Consider the following 17,733-nt stretch of genomic DNA (forward strand, 5'->3'; position numbering starts at 1 on the left):
GGCAAGGGTGCGTTTCAACCTGAGCCCGACTGCTTCACCCCGGATAGGGCGCATCCTTGAGCAGCTTTGCGAGGTGCGCGGCGTTCGAGGCGACCATCCTGGCGGTCGTGGTAACCTTGTCCGGGGTCTGGTCGAGGTCCTTGAAATCGATGCTGCCCATCGCCTCGCCGACCCAATAGCAGGCGGCCACCGCGGGGACGGTAAAGCCGACATCGTTGAGCGACTGAAAGATCTGCGCCGACGAGAAATGCGCGCCGTCCTCGTTGCCGACGATCGCCGCGACGGCGACCTTGCCGTAGCTCGGCATGCGGCCCTGATCGTCGGTTTCGGAAATGAACGCGTCCATGCGCTCTAGCACGCGCTTAGCCACGCTGCCGACCTGGCCCATCCAGATCGGCCCGCCCAGGATGAGGATGTCGGCGGCAAGGATTTTGGCGCGTATAGCGGGCCAGGCATCGCCGTCGCCCTCGTCAGAGGAGACGCCCGGTTTCACATCGTGCGCGGCGACCCGGATGGTTTCGGAAATGGTGACGTCGTGCCCAGCAAACGCGTCCTTCAGAACGGCGATCATCGCGTCGGTCGAGGATTCCTCGGACGCGTCGGCCTTGAGCGTGCAGTTGAGGGCGAGGGCGGTAAGGGCCATGACATCACTCCGGAAATGAACGTTCCGGACTACGCGTGAGCCGCACGGGCGTTCCGACCTACAGCGTCGCTTCGATCGCTCTCGCTGCCTGGTCGGGGTCTTCGGCCTGGGTGATCGGACGGCCCACCACCAGAATCGAGGCGCCGGCGTCGAGCGCGGCGCGGGGGGTGACGACGCGCTTCTGATCCCCGGCCGCGCCATCGGCGGGGCGGACGCCGGGGACGACGAAGAAGCCCTGCGGCCATGCCCTGTGCGCCGCCTTCACCTCGGCACCCGAGCAGACGATGCCGTCGATCCCCGCCGAACGCGCCAGATCGGCGAGGCGCTCGACATGCTCGTGCGGATCGCCGGACAGGCCGATCGAGCCGAGATCGCTGCCGTCGAGGCTGGTGAGCACCGTCACCGCCACGACCTTGGTGCCGGTCGGTGCCGCCGCCTTGGCATCCTCCATCATCGCGCGGCCGCCGGCGGCATGGATCGTCAGGATCGCCGGTTCGAGCGGGCGCAGCGCCTGGATCGCCTTGGCCACGGTATTGGGGATGTCGTGGAATTTGAGGTCGAGGAAGATCGGCAGGCCGATCTCGGCCATCTCGCGCACCCCGGCGCGGCCGTTGGCCATGAAGAATTCGAGGCCCAGCTTGATCCCGCCGACATGGTTGTGGACCCGGTGCGCGATCGAGCGCGCGCGGGCGAGGTCAGGGGTGTCGAGCGCAACGTAGAGCCGCGAGCTCACAGTAGCCCCCCCGGCGGCGGCGGGGGAGGTGGCGAAGCAGTTGCCGGGGCGGGGCCGGGGGTCGGCGCGTCGACCGGATCGGGCAGAACGTCCGGCACGATCGGCGGGGGCGGCGGCGCCATGGTAGCGGCACGCAGTTCGGCGATGGTGCGCTCGTGCGCGGCGATGCGCGACTTGGCCCGCCACCGCGCGGTCGCGTGGAGCAGGTAGAGCGGCACGAAGCCGAGCGCGAAGGCCAGCCCCATCAGCAGCGGTAGGTTGATGTCGGCGATCAGTCCGCCCCACAGCCGCACCGGCACCGAAACCCAGTTGTTGAATGCGAAGGCGGCGACGATCACCGCCAGCAGCACCCAGATCAGCGTGCGCAGGAACTGCATCGCCGGTCGTCTCCCTTTGCCGTACCAGCGATCGTTCTAGGCGCTCGTTTCGGCGTTGGCCAGCACGGGTTCAGGCGAGGAAGCTGGCCTGGGGCGCAGCGATCACCCGATTTCCGCGCGCAGCTCGGCGAACAGCTTCGGGATCGCGGTGAGCTTGGCTTCCTCTTCGTCGAGGATGGCAAGGAAGGCGGCGCGCTTGATCGAACGGACGCGGCCCGGGTTCATGCGCACCGTCGGCGGCAGGGTCGATACGACAATGTCGACCAGCCGGTCGGCACCGTGGAGGCGGCCCCACAGATAGTCGTTTTCCCGATAGGCGCGGCTGAAGAACGCTCCGAAGCTGTTGAACTGGATTCCCTTTAGCGTGGCTTCGGCGCCGCCGCTGCGGATCGCGCAGGCATCATCGGGAGCGATGCGATCGACGCGAATGGGATCGAACTCGTCGAGCCCCTCGCCCTGGAGCAGCGGCAGCGTGGCGATGTCGAAGAACGGAAAGCCGAGATAGGCGAGCAGCAAGGGGCGGCGCACGTCGCGGCCGAGCTTGCTGAGTGCTGCCGACAGCGCCGCGTCGGTCTCGGCATCGAGGCGCGTCAGGTCCATCGCGGCTTCGAGGCGGTCGAGCAGCGGGTCGGCGCCGTCGGGGAGATCGCGGACGGCGTCGCGAAGCGCGCCGAACGTGCCGGCGCGCTGGCATTCGAGATAGGCGGCGAGCGCGCCATAGACTGCGTCGCGCACCTCGGCCAGTTCGGCGCGGTCATGATCGGCGTCGAGCTCGGCGATGCGGCGGACCAGCAGCCGCAGGCGGCGGATGCGAAAGCCGAGGTCGAATCCGCGCAGGAATGCGATGGTGGCGGGCGATGCGCCGGTGTCGTGCGACGAGGCGAACTGGCTGGCCCCGCGTGCCTCGATGCAGGCTGCGAGTGTTTCCCGGATGCGGCGCCAGCGCTGCTGTCCCGGTTGTTCGCCGACGCCGTGCAGCAATGTGGCGATGCGGTCGAGGACGCCGTCGATCTTGAGCAGGCCATAGGCGGCATGGCCGAAGCCGGCCTGCTTGCTGGCGCCGACCTGCGCGCGCTGGCGCCAGGCCTTGAGCCGCTTGGGCGTGGGATAGTCGAGGAACAGGGTATAGCCGAACAGCGTGTCGATCTGCGCCTCGACCTCGCCGCGCAAGCGCTCGAGGATCACGAGCATGCGCTCGATCTGGTCGGACCGGTCGGAGATCGCCTCGAGATTGTCGCGGATCGGCTGCTGGCGGGGGATTTCGGACAATGCCCCGATCAGCGTCTGGAAGAAACCGGGGCGGCCGTCGACCTTGCCGCCGAACGCGAATTTGAGGCCGGGCCAGGGGTCGATGAACACGAAGCGGCGGTCGATCTGGCGGCGGGCGGGGCGCTGGCGCAGCGCGTCGATCGCCGGACGGAACGGCGCATTTGCGAGCACCGAGCCGTCGATCAGCGCCGCCTTGTCGACCGAATTGGTCGCGACATGCCGCGGCAGCACCTGTTCGAGGAACGCGTCGCGGCCGGGCCAGGCGATCTCGCGGTCGGCGATCACGCTGTCGAGCTCGGCAACGGTGAACGGGGGAAATGCGCCAGGAAAGCTCGAGGTCGCGCGCGCGGCGAAAGCGAGCTCGGCGCGGTCGGCGAGCACATCGCCGCGATTGCCGCTGTCGATGAAGTCGATGACGAGGCGATGCTCGGTTTCGACGACCTCCTCGGGCGAGTTGAGCCGCAGCCGCTCGGGGTGGCCGGAAAAGTCGGTAACGGTGACGAACAGGTCTAGCGGCTGGCCGTCGGGGAGCAGTCTGGGGCCTGCCGGCGCCGCCGCCATCGCATCGAATGCGTCGAGCAGCATGCCCAGCAGCCGCTCGCCGCCGAACGGCGGTTCGAACCAGCGCGAGCGGACGAAATGGTCGAGCTTGGCGCGCACCTCGTCGCGCGCCGCCGCTTCGACCGTCTCATCGACCACCCGGTGTCCCATCGCCATCCACGCGATCGGCCGGGCCCAGAATTTGGTCAGCGCCGAATTGGGAGCATGGTCGGGATCGGTCAGCTTCTCGACATCGGCGAGGTCGAGCCACAGATCGGTAAGCGGTTCGAGGCTCTGCCCGCTGCTGATCGCCTGTGCCAGGAACACGCCGTTGATACCCCCCGCGCTGGCTCCGGCGACGATATCGACCAGCACGCGCACGCGCAGCCCGGTCTGCTCGGCGATCTCCTCGAGCATGGCGCGGTACACGCCCTGGCTTCCGGTGGCGGCCGGTGTGCCGTCGCAGAATGCCTGACTGGCGCGGGCGAGACGCCAGATCTCCTTGGTGATGCCGTGCATGTAGACGGCAAGGCTGATGCCGCCATAGCAGACCAGCGCAAGCCGCAATTCCTTGTCGCGCATGCCGCGTTGCGTCCCCTCAGCCAAACTCGATATCCGCCCAGATCGGCAGGTGATCGGACCCGGTGCGCGCGGCATGGCTGTCGTGCACCCCGCAGGCGGCGATGCGCAGCCCACGCGACACCATGATGCGGTCAAGCCGCCCGACCGGATGGCGGGCATGGAAACTGGGCCCGGTGTCCGCAAAATCATGGGTACGACCGAAATCGAGCAGGCAGCCGCGACGGCCCCATTCGTTGAGATCGCCCATCATCACCGACGGCATCGCTTCGTCGCAGCCATCGAGATGCGCGAGCACCGCCGCCGCCTGCTTGCGCCGCCACAGGCCGGAAAGGTCGAGATGCATGCCGACGACGCGCAGCATCGCCCCATTGATGCGCAGTTCGCACGCGACCGCGCCGCGCGGTTCGAGCGCGGGCAGATGCAACGCTTCGCACGCCGTGATCTCGGCCTCCTTGCGCACCAGCACGACATTGCCGTGCCAGCCCATTGAGCGCGCGCGCTTGGCGGCGGGCACCGCCTTCCACGGGCTATGCTCGTCGAGCAGATGCGCGGTGATGACGGCGGCGCGGGCACCGAAACGACGATCGGCTTCCTGCAGCGCGATGACGTCGGCGTCGATCTCGCGCAGGACGTCGAGCGTGCGCTCCGGGCTGCGACGGCGGTCGGTGCCGATGCCCTTGCGCATATTGTAGCTGGCGACGCGGATCATCGCGGCAGCTCGATACAGGCGAGCAGCCCGCCGCCGTCGCGATTGGCGAGGTGGATGGATCCGCCGGCGTCGCGAACGATCGCCTGGGCGAGCGCAAGGCCGAGGCCGACGCCGCCGGTCTCACGATTGCGCGAGGTTTCGAGGCGGGTGAAGGGGTCGAATACCGCGGCGAGCTTGTCGGCAGGGATGCCGGGGCCGCGATCGGCGATTTCGATGCGGACCGACGATCCCAGGGGAACCAGCCGCACCTCGACGCTGCCGCCGCCATATTTGACGGCGTTCTCTATCAGGTTGCGGACCGCGCGCCGCATCAGCGACGGGCGCAGACGCACCGGGGTACGCGGTGCTTCCTCCAGCACAACGTCATGGTCGAGGTCGCGAAAGTCGTCGACCACCGCATCGACCAGGGCCGCGAGGTCGGTGTCGGTCATCGCTTCGCTGGGACGCCCGAGGCGAGCGAGCGACAGGATATCCTCAAGTGTGCCGTTCATCTCGTCGATGATGTCGGCCATGCGCTGCCGATCGGTATCATCGTCGACCGATTCGATGCGGACGCGCAGCGCGGCCAACGGCGTGCGCAGATCATGGCCGATCGCACCGAGCATCCGGTCCTTCTCGTCGAGCATGACGGTGACACGGTCGCGCAGCGTGTTGTACGCGGCGATCACCGCGCGGACGTCGCCGGGGCCACGTTCCGCGACCGGCGCGGCGTCCTCGCCGGGACGGAAGCCGCGCGCAGCGGTAGCGAGAGATTGCAGCGGCTCGGCGATGCGGCGGCCGAGCCACAGGATCGGGATCAGCGTGACGACGTAGAGGATCAGCGTCTGCGCGATCAATTGCCAGATCAGGCTGCGTTCGGTGCGCGGCCAGGGGCTGTCGAGCGCGAGCCAGCCGCGCCCGGGCATCTCGACGCCGACCAGCAGCTCGCCGCCGAAGCGCGCCAGGCGATCGGCGCGGCGCGGGCCGAGCTTGCGCAATTGCAGCGATTTGGGGTCGATGTCGCGGATGCCGGTGACGATCCGGCCGAAGCGGATACCCGATTCGGACAGCCCGGCGCGGATCCCCTCTTCGACATCGCGGGCCGGGTGCAGCTGTGCCGGCACGGGATTGGCGGCGACCAGCCGGGTGCGGGCGCGCGGGCGTTCGGGCGGCAGGCGGCCACTGGCCATGCGCTCCGCTGCATCGACGACGCGGGTGATCGCGGGCACGGTGACCTGGGCGAAGCGCAGCGCCTGCCGCTCGCGGTAGAGCATCGCAAAATTGATCGCCTGCGCCACGAACAGCGCGACTGCGACGAGCAGCGCGATCTGGCCGGGCAGACTGCGCGGCCATAGCGAGCGTGCCGTCACGACGCGTTCACGCTCACAGACGGGTCACCTCCGCCGACAAGGTATAGCCGCCGCCCCAGACGGTCTTGATCAGCGACGGGTTCTTGGGATCGGGCTCGATCTTCTTGCGCAGGCGGCTGACCTGATTGTCGATCGCGCGATCGAATGCAGCGGCTTCGCGGCCCTGCGTCAGGTCGAGCAGCTGGTCGCGGGTGAGCACCTGGCGCGGGCGGGTAACCAGCGCGAGCAACAGATTATATTCCCCGGTCGATAGCGGCACCGACACGCCTTCGCGATCGACCAGCGCGCGCTCGCCGGTCTTCAGCACCCAGCCGGCGAAGCTGTACGATCCGGTTTCGGGCGCGTTCTGGCGCGCGCCGCCCGCTGCGGTGCGGCGCAGCACCACCTTGATGCGGGCGGCGAGTTCGCGCGGGGAAAACGGCTTCACGACATAATCGTCGGCGCCCATTTCCAGACCCACGATGCGATCGGTCTCCTCCGACTTGGCGGTCAGCAGGATCACCGGCGTCTCGCCATGCGCGCGGATGTGGCGGCACAGGCTGAGCCCATCCTCGCCCGGCATCATGATGTCGAGGATGGCGAGGTCGATGGCGTAGGCCGAGAGCCGCGCGCGCGCACCCTCCGCATCGCCGGCCTGAGTGACTCGAAAACCCTGCTTGGTGAGATATTGCGCGAGCGGCTCGCGGATCGAGCGCTCGTCATCGACCAGCAGCAGGTGGGGCTGTTCGGACATGTCCATGCCGGTAGCATAATCCATGAGCGGTCCAAGAGGTTCGTTGGTGCGGAAAAAGCCGGGCGGGCGAGGAGGGCAAGCCCGCCCGGCAACGCTGGATGCGATCGATTACTGGTCGAATGCTTCCGGCGGGGGAGCCATGTCGCCGCGGCGGGCCATGCGCTGTTCCCGCTTCTCGGCACGCTCGGCGGTATCGATGCGGCCGTCGCGATTGGCATCGACCCGGTCGAAGCGCAGCGTCGCCATCGCGCGATGCTCGTCGAGGCTGATCTGGCCGTCCTTGTTGGCGTCGATCCGGGCGAGCATGCGTGTGCGCATGCCGCCGTGCTTGCCCGCCGGCTTGCCGCGCGCTTCGCGGCGTTCGGCGCGCTTGTCGTGCATCGCCTCGCGCTCCGCCGCGGTGATCTGGCCGTTGCCGTCGGCGTCGAGCCGCTGAAACATGCGGTCGGCCTGGGCGATCGCCTCGGCGCGGGTCTGCACGCCGTCGCCATTGGGGTCGAGCCGCGCCATCTTCCCGGCCGGGGGCGGCGTCATCGTCTGCGGCACCGGGGCCGGGTTCTGCTGCGCCAGTGCGACGCCGGTCAGCGCGGTCGCGCCCAGCGCGGCGGCCATCAACATGCGTTTCATCGTCATTCCTCGCATTCAGGACGTCGGGATGATCCCGTCGTTGGCAGCAATATGAGCGCCAGCTGTCGCGGCGATTTGTCAGCCAAGGTTAAACTTGTCGCAAAATGTCGCGGTCTCACGCGAAGATGGCGACGCCCTGCATCGCATCGGCGACGAGGCCGCCGCGCGCATTCCAGACCGCCATGCGCTGGCTGGAGTAGCCGTCGGCGGCGCGGTCGGCACGCGCCGAAAGCAGCCACCAGCCATCGGTCGTGGTCGGCGCCGGATCGACCAGATTGATCGTCCAGGTAAGGCTGGAAAGCGGTGCGAAGCCGCCGATCAGGCGCAGCGCGGCGGGCGGCAGTGCGTCGCCGATCGCGAGCAGCTCGACCATAGCGTCCAGCCCGTCCCGCGCGCGTAGCCGGGTCCAGCGCAGCCATTCGGCGGGCGAAAGCGGCGACTTGTCGTCGAAGAATTCGAAGTTGTTCGTGAAGAAACCGGGATCGCCGACATAGAGCGGCGCGTCCGGCGGCGGCGGCTGTCGCGGGGCGGGCGGGGCGGCGTCGTGCGCGATCTTGGAGGCGAGTGGCGCCATGAACACGAAGCTGGCGCGCAGGCCCAGCCCCGCCTCGCTCGTCACGTCGGCCTGGACGAACGCGGCGTTGCGGCCGCGGCGCAGGCGGGTCGCCGTGACCGTCACGTCACCCGCGAGCGGACCGATGAACGCGATCTGCGCCGAGCGCAGCGGCGGCAGGTCGGGCTCGGACTGCTGCGCGGCATGCAGCGCGAGCGCCGCGGACAGCCCGCCATAGGTGGTCCGCCCCTGCATCCAGTCGCCGGGGATGGCGACGCGCATGCCGGTATCGGTCGCGGTAGCGGCGGCGAGGATTTCCGCGATCGGGGTCATGCGGCCGGGCGTTCCGGCCAGCGGTCACGCAATTCGCGTTTCAGCACCTTGCCGATCGCGCTGCGGGGAAGTTCGTCGATCGGCTCGAGCGCGGACAGCCGCTGCGTCTTGCCGACGCGGGCGTTGAACCATGCGAGGATCTCCGCCGGATCGCTTTGCCCGCGCGCCACATAGAAGCCCACCGGGGTTTCGCCCCATAGCGGCGACGGGACGCCGATGACGGTACAGTCGGCGACCTGCGGATGCCCGGCAAGGATCGCTTCGAGATCAGAGGGATAGAGGTTGAAGCCGCCCGAAATGATCAGGTCCTTCTTGCGGTCGAGCAGGGTCAGGAACCCGTCCTCGTCGAAGCGGCCGATATCGCCGTGGCGGATGTAGCGCCTGCCGTCGGCGTCGAACCATTCGGCCTGTGCCGTGGCATCGCTGCGGCCGTGATAGCCGGTCATCATCGCCGGCGATCGGCCGACGACCTCGCCGGTGTCGCCTTGTGCGACCTCGCGGCCGTCATCGTCGATCAGGCGGATGTCATGCCCCTCGATCGGCTGGCCGACGCTGTGCAGCTTGTCGGGATGGGCATTGGCGACGAGCATGGTCGTGCCGCCGCCTTCGGTCATGCCGTAATATTCGACCAGCAGTCCCGGACAGCGCGCGACGATGTCGGCCTTGAGTGACGCGGCGAACGGAGCGCTGGTGCAGGTCTTGAGACGGAAGCTGGTGAGGTCGAAAGCATTGAAATCGGGAAGCGCCATGATGCGCTGATATTGCACCGGAACCAGCATCGCGTGGGTGGCGCGGTAGCGCTCGGCAAGCGTGCAGAACGCACGCGCATCGAACCTTGGCATCAACACGGCGGTGCCGCCCCACGCGATCGTCGGCAGGAAGCTGACCAGTGTGGTGTTCGAATAGAGCGGGGTGGCGATCATCGTCACGGCGTCGCCGAAACCGGCGGCGGCGTTGCGCGCGATATGCGCCCAGCGCATCGCGTGCGGCTGGACGATGCCTTTCGGCGTGCCGGTGGTGCCCGACGAATAGATGATGTTGAACGGGTCGGCGGGTCCGATCGGGATCGGGGTGAGTGCCGTGCCGCCATGCCCCATCCAGGCCGGATCGCCGAGGCGGACGATCCTTGCCGCCGCGCCGGTCAGCGCCGCGCTGCCCGCTTCGTCGGCAAACGCGATCGGCGCGCCGCAATCCGCGATCATCGCCGCAAGCTGATCGGGTGTGGCCGATGCCGCCAGCGGCGTCGGCACCGCCCCGGCGCGCAGGATGGCAAGGAATGCGGCGGCGCTCGCCACCGAATTGGCGGCGAGGATCGCCACCGGCTGATGCGGTCGCACTCCGGCCTGCTGAAGGGCCGCGGCGGCACGCGTCATTTCTGCATCGAGGCTGGCATAGGACAGCGATTGCTCGCCATCGACGAGCGCCAGCTTGTCGCCGCGCTCGCGAGCGTGCGCGGCGATCAGGTCGGGCAAGGTGGCGAAATCGCCGGCGAGCATCGCCGCGCTGTCGGGCATCGGCATTTTCGCTGGCTACCCGCAAAATACGGGCAGCACCATACGCGATGTTCGAATTCGTCGGACGGGAGCGGCTAGCGCTTGCTAGACTGGCCAAATAGGATCGCCTTTTCTTCTTCGCTCAGCGGCTTGGCCTCGCCGCGGATCTCGTCGCCCTTGCGATAAGCCTCGACCACCGCGGGACGGTCCTTGATCGCATCGAACCAGCGCTTCAAGTTCGGGAAATCGGCGATATCCTGGTGATGGCTCTCATAAGGAACGATCCACGGATAGATCGCCATGTCGGCGATCGAATAGTCGCCGGCGACGAAATCGCGGCCGTCGAGACGGCGGTCGAGTACGCCGTAGAGGCGGTTCACTTCATTGTCGTACCGGGCGATCGCATACGGCACCTTTTCCGGCGCGTAGATGTTGAAATGCCCGTTCTGCCCGGCCATCGGACCGAGCCCCCCCATTTGCCACATCAGCCACTGCGTCACCTCGGCCTTGCCGCGCGGATCGCCCGGCAGGAAGCGTCCGGTCTTTTCGGCAAGGTAGAGCAGGATCGCGCCCGATTCGAAGACGCTGATCGGATCGCCGCCATCGGCCGGGTCGTGATCGACGATCGCGGGCATGCGATTGTTCGGCGCGATCTTGAGGAAATCGGGCGCGAACTGGTCGCCCTTGCCGATGTTGACCGGGTGGATGGTGTAGTCGAGCCCGGATTCCTCGAGAAACAGCGTAATCTTGTGGCCATTGGGCGTGGGCCAGTAATGCAGGTCGATCATGTCGGAGCCGCTCCCTTGTCTTGGTCGTGGCAGAACATGGGTTGCGCGGTCGGTGCCCGCAACCGCGCGAACGTGGCTTGACGCAGCGGCCTCCGTACCGCAGTTTCGAAACAAAGAGCTGGAGAGTGATGATGGCGACCGTGGTCGAACCCGAGATCGACGCGCTGGAGAGGTTCCGTGCCGAAGCGCGCGCGTGGCTTGCCGAGCATTTCCCCACGGCGCTCAAGGGTAAGGATAATGCGCTGTCGGCGCTGGAGGGGCCGACCGAGCAGTCGCCCGACGAAGCGGCGTGGCAGCGCGCGATGGGCGAGAAGGGCTGGGGCGTGCCGACCTGGCCCCGCGAATATGGCGGTGGCGGGCTGAGCCGGGCGGAGGCGCGTGTGCTGCAGGAGGAGATGCAGCGGATCGGCGCGTGGAATCCGATCGGCGGGATGGGCGTGATGATGTTCGGGCCGACACTACTCGAATATGGCAGCGAGGAGCAGAAGCGCGAGCACATCCCGGCGATCGCCAAGGGCGAAGTGCGCTGGTGCCAGGGCTATTCCGAGCCGAATGCCGGCTCCGACCTCGCCAACCTCCAGGCGTTCGCGGCCGACGCAGGGGACCATTATATCGTCAACGGGCAGAAGACCTGGACGTCGGGCGGGCAGTGGGCCGACAAATGCTTCTGCCTCGTCCGCACCGACAAGACCAAGAAGCACGAGGGGATCAGCTTCGTCCTGATCGACATGCATGCGCCGGGAGTCGAGGTGCGACCGATCAAGCTGATCTCGGGCAGTTCGCCGTTTTGCGAGACGTTCTTCACCGACGTGAAGGTGCCCAAGGCGGACCGTGTCGGCGCGGAAGGGCAGGGGTGGACGATCGGCAAGCGGCTGCTCGAGCATGAACGCTCCAACCTGTCGGGCGCGGGCGGCGGCGCGAGCCGGTTGTTCGCGGGCAAGCCGCTGGGCCAGATGGCCAAGGAATATCGCGGCACCGATGATCGCGGGCGGATCGCTGACAGCGACCTGCGCATGCGGATCGTGCGGCACGAGATGGACCTGCGCGCATTCGCGCTGACGCTGCGGCGTTCGGCGCTCGAGGCGAAGTCGAACCAGGGGCCGTCTGCAGCGGCGTCGATCATGAAGAATGTCGGCGCGCGCATCACCCAGACCCGCGCCGAACTGGCGGTCGAGACGATGGGGATGCAAGGGCTCGGCTGGGAAGGCGAAGGGTTCAGCGAAGCCGAGATCGACCAGACCCGGACCTGGCTGTGGGGCAAGGCCGTGTCGATCTATGGCGGGTCGAGCGAGATCCAGAACAACGTCATCGCCAAGCGCATCCTCGGGATGCTCGATCACCAGTGAACGCGGCGGCGGTTTAGGGGCAGGCAGATGGCGATACTGAACGAAGACCAGGTAATGCTGCGCGACATGGCGCGAGAATGGGCCGATAACGAGGCGCCGGTGACGGCGTTTCGCACGTTGCGCAACGCCGGGTCGCCTGCCGGCTATGACGCAGCGCAGTGGCAGGCGCAGGCCGAGATGGGCTGGGCGGGGATCGTAGTGCCCGAGGCCCATGGCGGCGCGGGCATGGGCTATCTCTCGCTCGGGCTGGTGCTGGAGGCGTTGGGTCGCAATCTCGGCGCGTCGCCTCTCGCGGCGACCGCGGCGGCGACCAGCGCGCTGGTACTGGGCGGATCGGATGCGCAGCAGGCCGAATGGCTGCCGCGCATCGCCAGCGGTGAGATCGTCGCGACGCTGGCGATCGACGAGGGCCCGATATTCGCGCCCGAAGCGATTGCGACGAGGGCGGCGGACGGCAAGCTGAGCGGGACCAAGCGGTTCGTTGCCGAAGGGGATACGGCGCAGCTGTTCATCGTAGCGGCCGCCGACGGGCTGTACCTCGTCCGCGGCGACGAGGGCGTCGCCCGAATGCACCGCGCGATGGTCGATCATCGCAGCCATGCCGATATCGTGTTCGAGGCAGCGCCCGCCGACAGGCTGGCAGGCGGCGGCGACGGCCTGCTGGCACAGGTGGCCGATCGCGCGGCGGCGGCGACCGCGGCGGAGATGCTGGGGCTTGCCGAGGCGGCGTTCGAGATGACCAACGATTACCTCAAGACGCGCGTCCAGTTTGGGCAGAAACTGTCGAGCTTCCAGGCACTGCAGCACCGCATGGCGGCATGGTTCACCGAATTGCAGCTGATGCGATCGGCGGTCGAAGGCGCGCTCGAGGCGATCGACGCGGGGCGGTCGGACATTGACCAGGCGGTCAGCCTCGCCAAGGCGATCGCGTCCGACACGCTGCACCTGTCGAGCCGCGAGATCGTCCAGTTGCATGGCGGCATCGGCATGACCGACGACCATGATGCCGGCTTCTATCTGAAGCGCGCACGGGTGCTGGAGACGATGTGGGGCAATGCCGCCTATCACCGTGAGCGCTTCGCGCGGCTCAATGGCTATTGACGGCAGGATTCGTCGGTAAAGTATGCTGCGGCGCAACTATGACAAATTGGCAACACCGCCGGTCAACTGGCGGAGACGACGACGAAGTCGCTTGACGCCGCTGCGGTAAGTGCTTCAATTCGAGGATACGGTATGTGCGCGCAATGACCGCATGACCGAGGTGGGGAGAGGATGATGGTCAAGCTGCAGCTTTTGACGGCGTGTGCGGTGCCCGCGATGATGCTGGCCTTGGCGTTGCCCGCGCATGCGCAGGATATCGCGGCCGGAACGGTATCGGACGAACCGGTGGCGGAGGTGCCGCAGGAGGAGATCGGCGCCGACATCGTCGTCACCGCTCAGGGCCGCTCGCAGTTGCTCGCCGACGTGCCGATCGCGGTGTCGGCGGTGAATTCGGAGAGTCTGGCGCTATCGGGCGCCAACGACATTCGCCAACTCAACCAGCTCGCACCGTCGCTGCTGGTGTCGTCGACCGGGTCGGAGGCAAACGGCTCCGCGCGCATCCGCGGCATCGGCACCGTCGGCGACAATCCCGGGCTGGAAAGCTCGGTGGTGACCTTCATCGACGGCGTCTATCGCTCGCGCTCCGGCATCGGCCTCAACGAGCTTGGCGAGATCGACCGCATCGAAGTGCTGCGCGGGCCGCAGGGGACGCTGGGCGGGCGCAACTCGTCGGCGGGCCTGATCAGCATCGTCAGCAAGCAGCCGGAGTTCACGCTCGGCGGCAATGTCGAGGCGACCTATGGCAACTATGATTTCTGGCGGTTCGCCGCGGGGCTGACCGGACCGATCATCTCCGACGTGCTCGCGGCGCGGATCGACGGCGTGTATGTGAAGCGCGACGGTTTCTACAACGACGAAGCCAACGACACCAGGATCAACGATCGCGACCGTTATTTCGTGCGCGGCCAATTGCTGTTCCAGCCGAGCGCGGACATCAACGTCCGGCTGATCGGCGATTACAGCAAGCGCGACGAGAATTGCTGCGCCGCTACCTATGTCGATTCCTCGGTCAACCCGTTCATCGGCAACCTCAACGAGTCCGGTGCGCCGTTCGCGACCAATCTGGGCAACGGCAACAACATGGTCGATGTCCTCACCGCGCTGGGGCAGGACCCGGCGGCGTTCAACCAGGGCTATAGCCGCGACGTGTCGGTGACACCCGGCCGCAGCTACGCCAGCGGTTCGGAGGATTGGGGGGTTTCCGGACAGATCGACTGGACGCTCGGCGATGTGACGCTGACGTCGATCACCGCCTATCGCAATTATTACAACACCCAGGCGTCGGACACCGACTACAGCACCGTCGATATCCTCTATAATGGCGGCGGCGACAGCAATTCGCGACTGTTCAAGACGTTCACCCAGGAACTGCGCCTGCAGGGCAGCCTGTTTGACGATCGGCTCGACTGGCTGATCGGCGGGTTCTACCTCGACGAGAAAATTCGCGTGAACAGCGATCTGCGCTTCGGCAACGATTACGGCCGCTTCGCTACCTGCCGCATCGTATCGGGCGGCGGGCTTTCGGGACTGTACGATCCGACCAGCCCGGGCTGCGTGTTTCCCGGCGTCGGCCCGGCGACGCTGGCGGCGGCGGGGAGCCCCGACATCGCCGCGGGCTTTGCGACGCTCGACACGCTCAACGACCGGGGGTCGATCGTCGACACCTATCGCCAGAACACGCGCAGCTTCGCCGCTTTCACGCACAACATCATCCATATCACCGACAGCGTCGATCTGACGCTGGGGCTGCGCTACACCGATGAGCGCAAGCGCTTCTCGGCCAACTTCACCAACGACAATACCGTCTGCACGACGCTGCAATCGACCGTATCGGACGAGGCGTTCAGCCCGACATCGACCGCGACGCAGCGCGCTCTCGCGCAGGCGCTGCTCGGGCTGGGCTGTCAGGGCAATGCGACCGCCGAACTGAACGGCGTCAGCATCAACGACGAGCGCAACGAGAGCGAGTTCACCGGCACCGGCATCCTGTCGTGGAAGGCGACCGAGGATCTGCTGCTCTACGGCAGCTATTCACGCGGCTACAAGGCGGGCGGGTTCAATCTCGATCGCTCGGCGCTCAAGCTCCCGGTGTTCTCGTTCGCATCGCAGGGCGGGGCGCAGGCGCTGGTCAGCAACCTTCAGTTCGACCCCGAGACCGTCAATGCGTTCGAGATCGGTGCGAAATATGCCACCGGGCCGTTCACCGTGTCGGTCGCAGCGTTCCGGCAGGAGTTCGAGAACTTCCAGCTCAACACCTTCGACGGGACGGTATTCATCGTCCAGAACGTCAATGGCTGTACCGACGACCTGAACGGTGGCGACCGCGACCAGAGCAAATTCCCGGGTGCGCCGAACTACGACGCCGCGGCGGCAACCACGGGGGCGTGCGACACCGACAATCTCGGCTATGGCGTGCTGTCGCAGGGCGTCGAACTCGAGGCGCAGTTGGTCCCGATCCGCGACCTGCGCATCGCGATGGGGCTGACCTATGCCGACACCAAGTTCCGCGACAATCTGGTCGGCAATGCCAGCGGCGCGCCGCTCAACCAGGCGCTTCGCAAGCTGCCCGGCGACAACCTGTCGAACGCGCCCGAGATCGTGGTGACGTCCTCGGTCGGCTGGACGCCCGACCTCGGCAATTCGGGACTGTCGGGACTGTTCTATGTCGATGGCCGCCTGGCCGACGATTACAACACCGGGTCCGACCTGTTCCCGCAAAAGGAGCAGGACAGCTTCTTCATCCTCAACGCGCGTGTCGGCATTCGGGGGCCAAGCGAAGCCTGGTCGCTCGAATTCTGGGGACAGAACGTCCTCAACAAGGATTATGCGCAGGTCGCGTTCAACTCGCCGTTCCAGGAAGGCGGCAACACCGCGGCGTTCCAGGACCCGCAATATCCGGGGGGACGCCAGCTCTTCTCGCAATTCCTCGCGGAGCCGCGGACCTATGGCGTGACGCTGCGCGGTAAATTCTGATCGCGCCGTCCGGTGCGGCGGGCGGCGTAAGGCCGGCCGCACCGGTTCCTCACGCCATGGAGCATAGTGTCGATGGCTGAGGCGGTACCCTGGACCGATCCAGTGACGCAGGGCGACGACCGGGCGATGCGGCGACGGACGCTGACGCTTGCCTTGCTCACCGTAACCTATTTCTTCAGCTACATGGACCGGCAGATCCTGGCGATCCTGCAGGAGCTGATAAAGGCGGACCTCAGCCTGTCGGATACCCAGTTGGGTCTGTTGTCGGGGCTGGCGTTCGCGATCTTCTATGCGACGCTGGGCATTCCGGTCGCGCGGCTGGCGGATCGGACGAACCGCAGGAACATCATCGTCGCCAGCCTGACCGTCTGGAGCGCGATGACGGCGGCAGGCGGGCTGGCGATGAATTTCTGGCAGCTGCTCGCGGCGCGGATCGGCGTCGGTATCGGCGAGGCGGGGTCGTCGCCGCCGAGCCATTCGATCATCGCCGACCTGTATCCGCCCGAGCGCCGCGCCGGGGCGATGGGAGTCTATTCGCTCGGCGTCGTGCTGGGTGCGGCGATCGGCACCTTCATCGGCGGCACGGTGGCGAGCTTCTATGGCTGGCGCGCGGCGATGTTCGCGGTGGGGTTGCCGGGGGTGGCGCTGGCGGTGATCGTCTATCTGTTCGTCGTCGAGCCGCGGCGTGGGCTGTCCGATCCGGTGCCGGAAACGCACAAGGGGCCGATGCCGGGGCTGGCCGCAGGGTTCGCGACGATGCTGCGCAGCGGCCCCGCCTTGCATCTGGTCATCGCGGTCACGCTGACGTCGATGATCGGCTATGGCCTGACCGCGTGGGGGCCGAGCTATATGCAGCGCTCGCTCGGCATCTCGATCCTTGAGATATCTCTGTACGTCGCACCGATCGGGGCGGTGGTGGGGACCATCTCCGCGGTCGGGGGCGGGCGGCTCGCCGATCGGCTGGCGCGGACTCGCGGGCTGTATGCGCAGCCGTGGATGGTGGCGTGGCTCAAGCTGATCGCGCTGCCGTTCACGCTGGGGTTCTTCATCCTCGACATGCCGGTTGCGGCAGTGGTGTCGTATTTCCTTTACGTGCTGTTCGCGAACAGCTATCTCGGACCGACCTTCGCGTTGATCCAGGGACTGGCACCGCTGCGGCTGCGCGCCTTGTGGGCAGCGATCACGCTGTTGGTGATCAACCTGATCGGGCTGGGGCTAGGGCCGACGCTGGTCGGCGTGATCAGCGACCTGCTCGAACCGACGCTGGGCGCGGAGTCGCTGCGCTGGTCGATGTTCCTGTTCGCCGCGGTGACGCCATGGGCGATCTGGCATTACTGGCGCGCGGGGGTGCTGCTGAAGCGGGCGGGGTAGTTCTACAAACTCTCTTTCCCGTTCGTGTCCAGCCCCTCGGCTTCGCTCGGGATAAACTTCGGCGCCTGCGCCGAAGTCGAGACACCCTGCGCAGCGCTCGCGACACGTCCCTCGACTTCGCTGGGGACGAACCGAGCGGTGGCGGTTCGAACGGAAAAAGGGCGCCCGGACAATCCGGGCGCCCTTCTTTTTCACACAGGCCGTCGCGGCGAA

The 17,733-nt window shown here is 67.2% G+C and carries 15 protein-coding genes; 4 read left to right on the top strand and 11 right to left on the bottom strand.

The window, feature by feature from the left end; translation table 11 throughout:
* Positions 1 to 34: 34 nt before the first annotated feature.
* The 11 genes from FHY50_RS01640 to FHY50_RS01690 all read right to left on the bottom strand — a co-directional run bounded on the left by FHY50_RS01640 (position 35) and on the right by FHY50_RS01690 (position 10,729).
* On the bottom strand, positions 35 to 643 hold the full coding sequence (locus FHY50_RS01640; protein WP_140046660.1) for a flavodoxin family protein: 609 nt from the start codon (positions 641 to 643) through the stop codon (positions 35 to 37).
* 58 nt (positions 644 to 701) lie between these two features.
* Positions 702 to 1,376 carry an orotidine-5'-phosphate decarboxylase gene (pyrF, locus tag FHY50_RS01645; RefSeq protein WP_140046661.1) on the bottom strand — a complete coding sequence of 225 codons (675 nt, stop codon included), beginning with the start codon at positions 1,374 to 1,376 and terminating at the stop codon, positions 702 to 704.
* Entirely contained in the window at positions 1,373 to 1,753 is a 381-nt protein-coding gene (locus FHY50_RS01650; RefSeq protein ID WP_140046662.1) for a lipopolysaccharide assembly protein LapA domain-containing protein, read from the bottom strand. Before FHY50_RS01650 ends, pyrF begins: the two co-directional genes overlap by 4 nt.
* Positions 1,754 to 1,855: 102 nt before the next feature.
* Complete coding sequence (locus FHY50_RS01655; RefSeq protein ID WP_140046663.1) at positions 1,856 to 4,144, bottom strand: patatin-like protein; 2,289 nt, start codon at positions 4,142 to 4,144, stop codon at positions 1,856 to 1,858.
* Positions 4,145 to 4,160: 16 nt separating this feature from the next.
* Positions 4,161 to 4,853 (bottom strand): endonuclease/exonuclease/phosphatase family protein, encoded by a 693-nt coding sequence (locus tag FHY50_RS01660; protein WP_140046664.1) that lies wholly within the window; start codon positions 4,851 to 4,853, stop codon positions 4,161 to 4,163.
* Positions 4,850 to 6,202, bottom strand: a complete 1,353-nt coding sequence (locus FHY50_RS01665; protein WP_140046665.1) for a sensor histidine kinase — start codon at positions 6,200 to 6,202, stop codon at positions 4,850 to 4,852. Before FHY50_RS01665 ends, FHY50_RS01660 begins: the two co-directional genes overlap by 4 nt.
* 13 nt (positions 6,203 to 6,215) lie before the next feature.
* Positions 6,216 to 6,935, bottom strand: a complete 720-nt coding sequence (locus FHY50_RS01670) for a response regulator (RefSeq protein WP_140230980.1) — start codon at positions 6,933 to 6,935, stop codon at positions 6,216 to 6,218.
* A 108-nt stretch (positions 6,936 to 7,043) separates the two neighbouring features.
* Positions 7,044 to 7,562: an EF-hand domain-containing protein gene (locus FHY50_RS01675; protein WP_140046666.1), complete on the bottom strand. Its 519-nt coding sequence runs from the start codon at positions 7,560 to 7,562 to the stop codon at positions 7,044 to 7,046.
* A 115-nt stretch (positions 7,563 to 7,677) separates the two neighbouring features.
* Positions 7,678 to 8,448: a thioesterase family protein gene (locus tag FHY50_RS01680; protein ID WP_140046667.1), complete on the bottom strand. Its 771-nt coding sequence runs from the start codon at positions 8,446 to 8,448 to the stop codon at positions 7,678 to 7,680.
* Positions 8,445 to 9,962, bottom strand: coding sequence for a class I adenylate-forming enzyme family protein (locus tag FHY50_RS01685; RefSeq protein WP_140046668.1), 1,518 nt, complete (start codon positions 9,960 to 9,962; stop codon positions 8,445 to 8,447). Before FHY50_RS01685 ends, FHY50_RS01680 begins: the two co-directional genes overlap by 4 nt.
* 74 nt (positions 9,963 to 10,036) lie before the next feature.
* Entirely contained in the window at positions 10,037 to 10,729 is a 693-nt protein-coding gene (locus tag FHY50_RS01690) for a glutathione S-transferase N-terminal domain-containing protein (RefSeq protein WP_140046669.1), read from the bottom strand.
* Positions 10,730 to 10,860: 131 nt separating this feature from the next.
* Here FHY50_RS01690 and FHY50_RS01695 point away from each other — a divergent pair, with 131 nt between their 5' ends.
* The 4 genes from FHY50_RS01695 to FHY50_RS01710 all read left to right on the top strand — a co-directional run bounded on the left by FHY50_RS01695 (position 10,861) and on the right by FHY50_RS01710 (position 17,520).
* A complete protein-coding gene (locus FHY50_RS01695) occupies positions 10,861 to 12,075 on the top strand; it encodes an acyl-CoA dehydrogenase family protein (protein WP_140230981.1) in 1,215 nt (404 codons plus the stop codon).
* Between the two features lie 27 nt (positions 12,076 to 12,102).
* Positions 12,103 to 13,176, top strand: a complete 1,074-nt coding sequence (locus FHY50_RS01700; protein WP_140046670.1) for an acyl-CoA dehydrogenase family protein — start codon at positions 12,103 to 12,105, stop codon at positions 13,174 to 13,176.
* A 174-nt stretch (positions 13,177 to 13,350) separates the two neighbouring features.
* Positions 13,351 to 16,149 carry a TonB-dependent receptor gene (locus FHY50_RS01705; RefSeq protein ID WP_140230982.1) on the top strand — a complete coding sequence of 933 codons (2,799 nt, stop codon included), beginning with the start codon at positions 13,351 to 13,353 and terminating at the stop codon, positions 16,147 to 16,149.
* 72 nt (positions 16,150 to 16,221) lie between these two features.
* Positions 16,222 to 17,520, top strand: coding sequence for a spinster family MFS transporter (locus tag FHY50_RS01710; RefSeq protein ID WP_140046671.1), 1,299 nt, complete (start codon positions 16,222 to 16,224; stop codon positions 17,518 to 17,520).
* Positions 17,521 to 17,733 lie beyond the last annotated feature (213 nt).

The organism is Sphingomonas japonica (genome assembly GCF_006346325.1).
GTDB lineage: Bacteria > Pseudomonadota > Alphaproteobacteria > Sphingomonadales > Sphingomonadaceae > Sphingomonas > Sphingomonas japonica.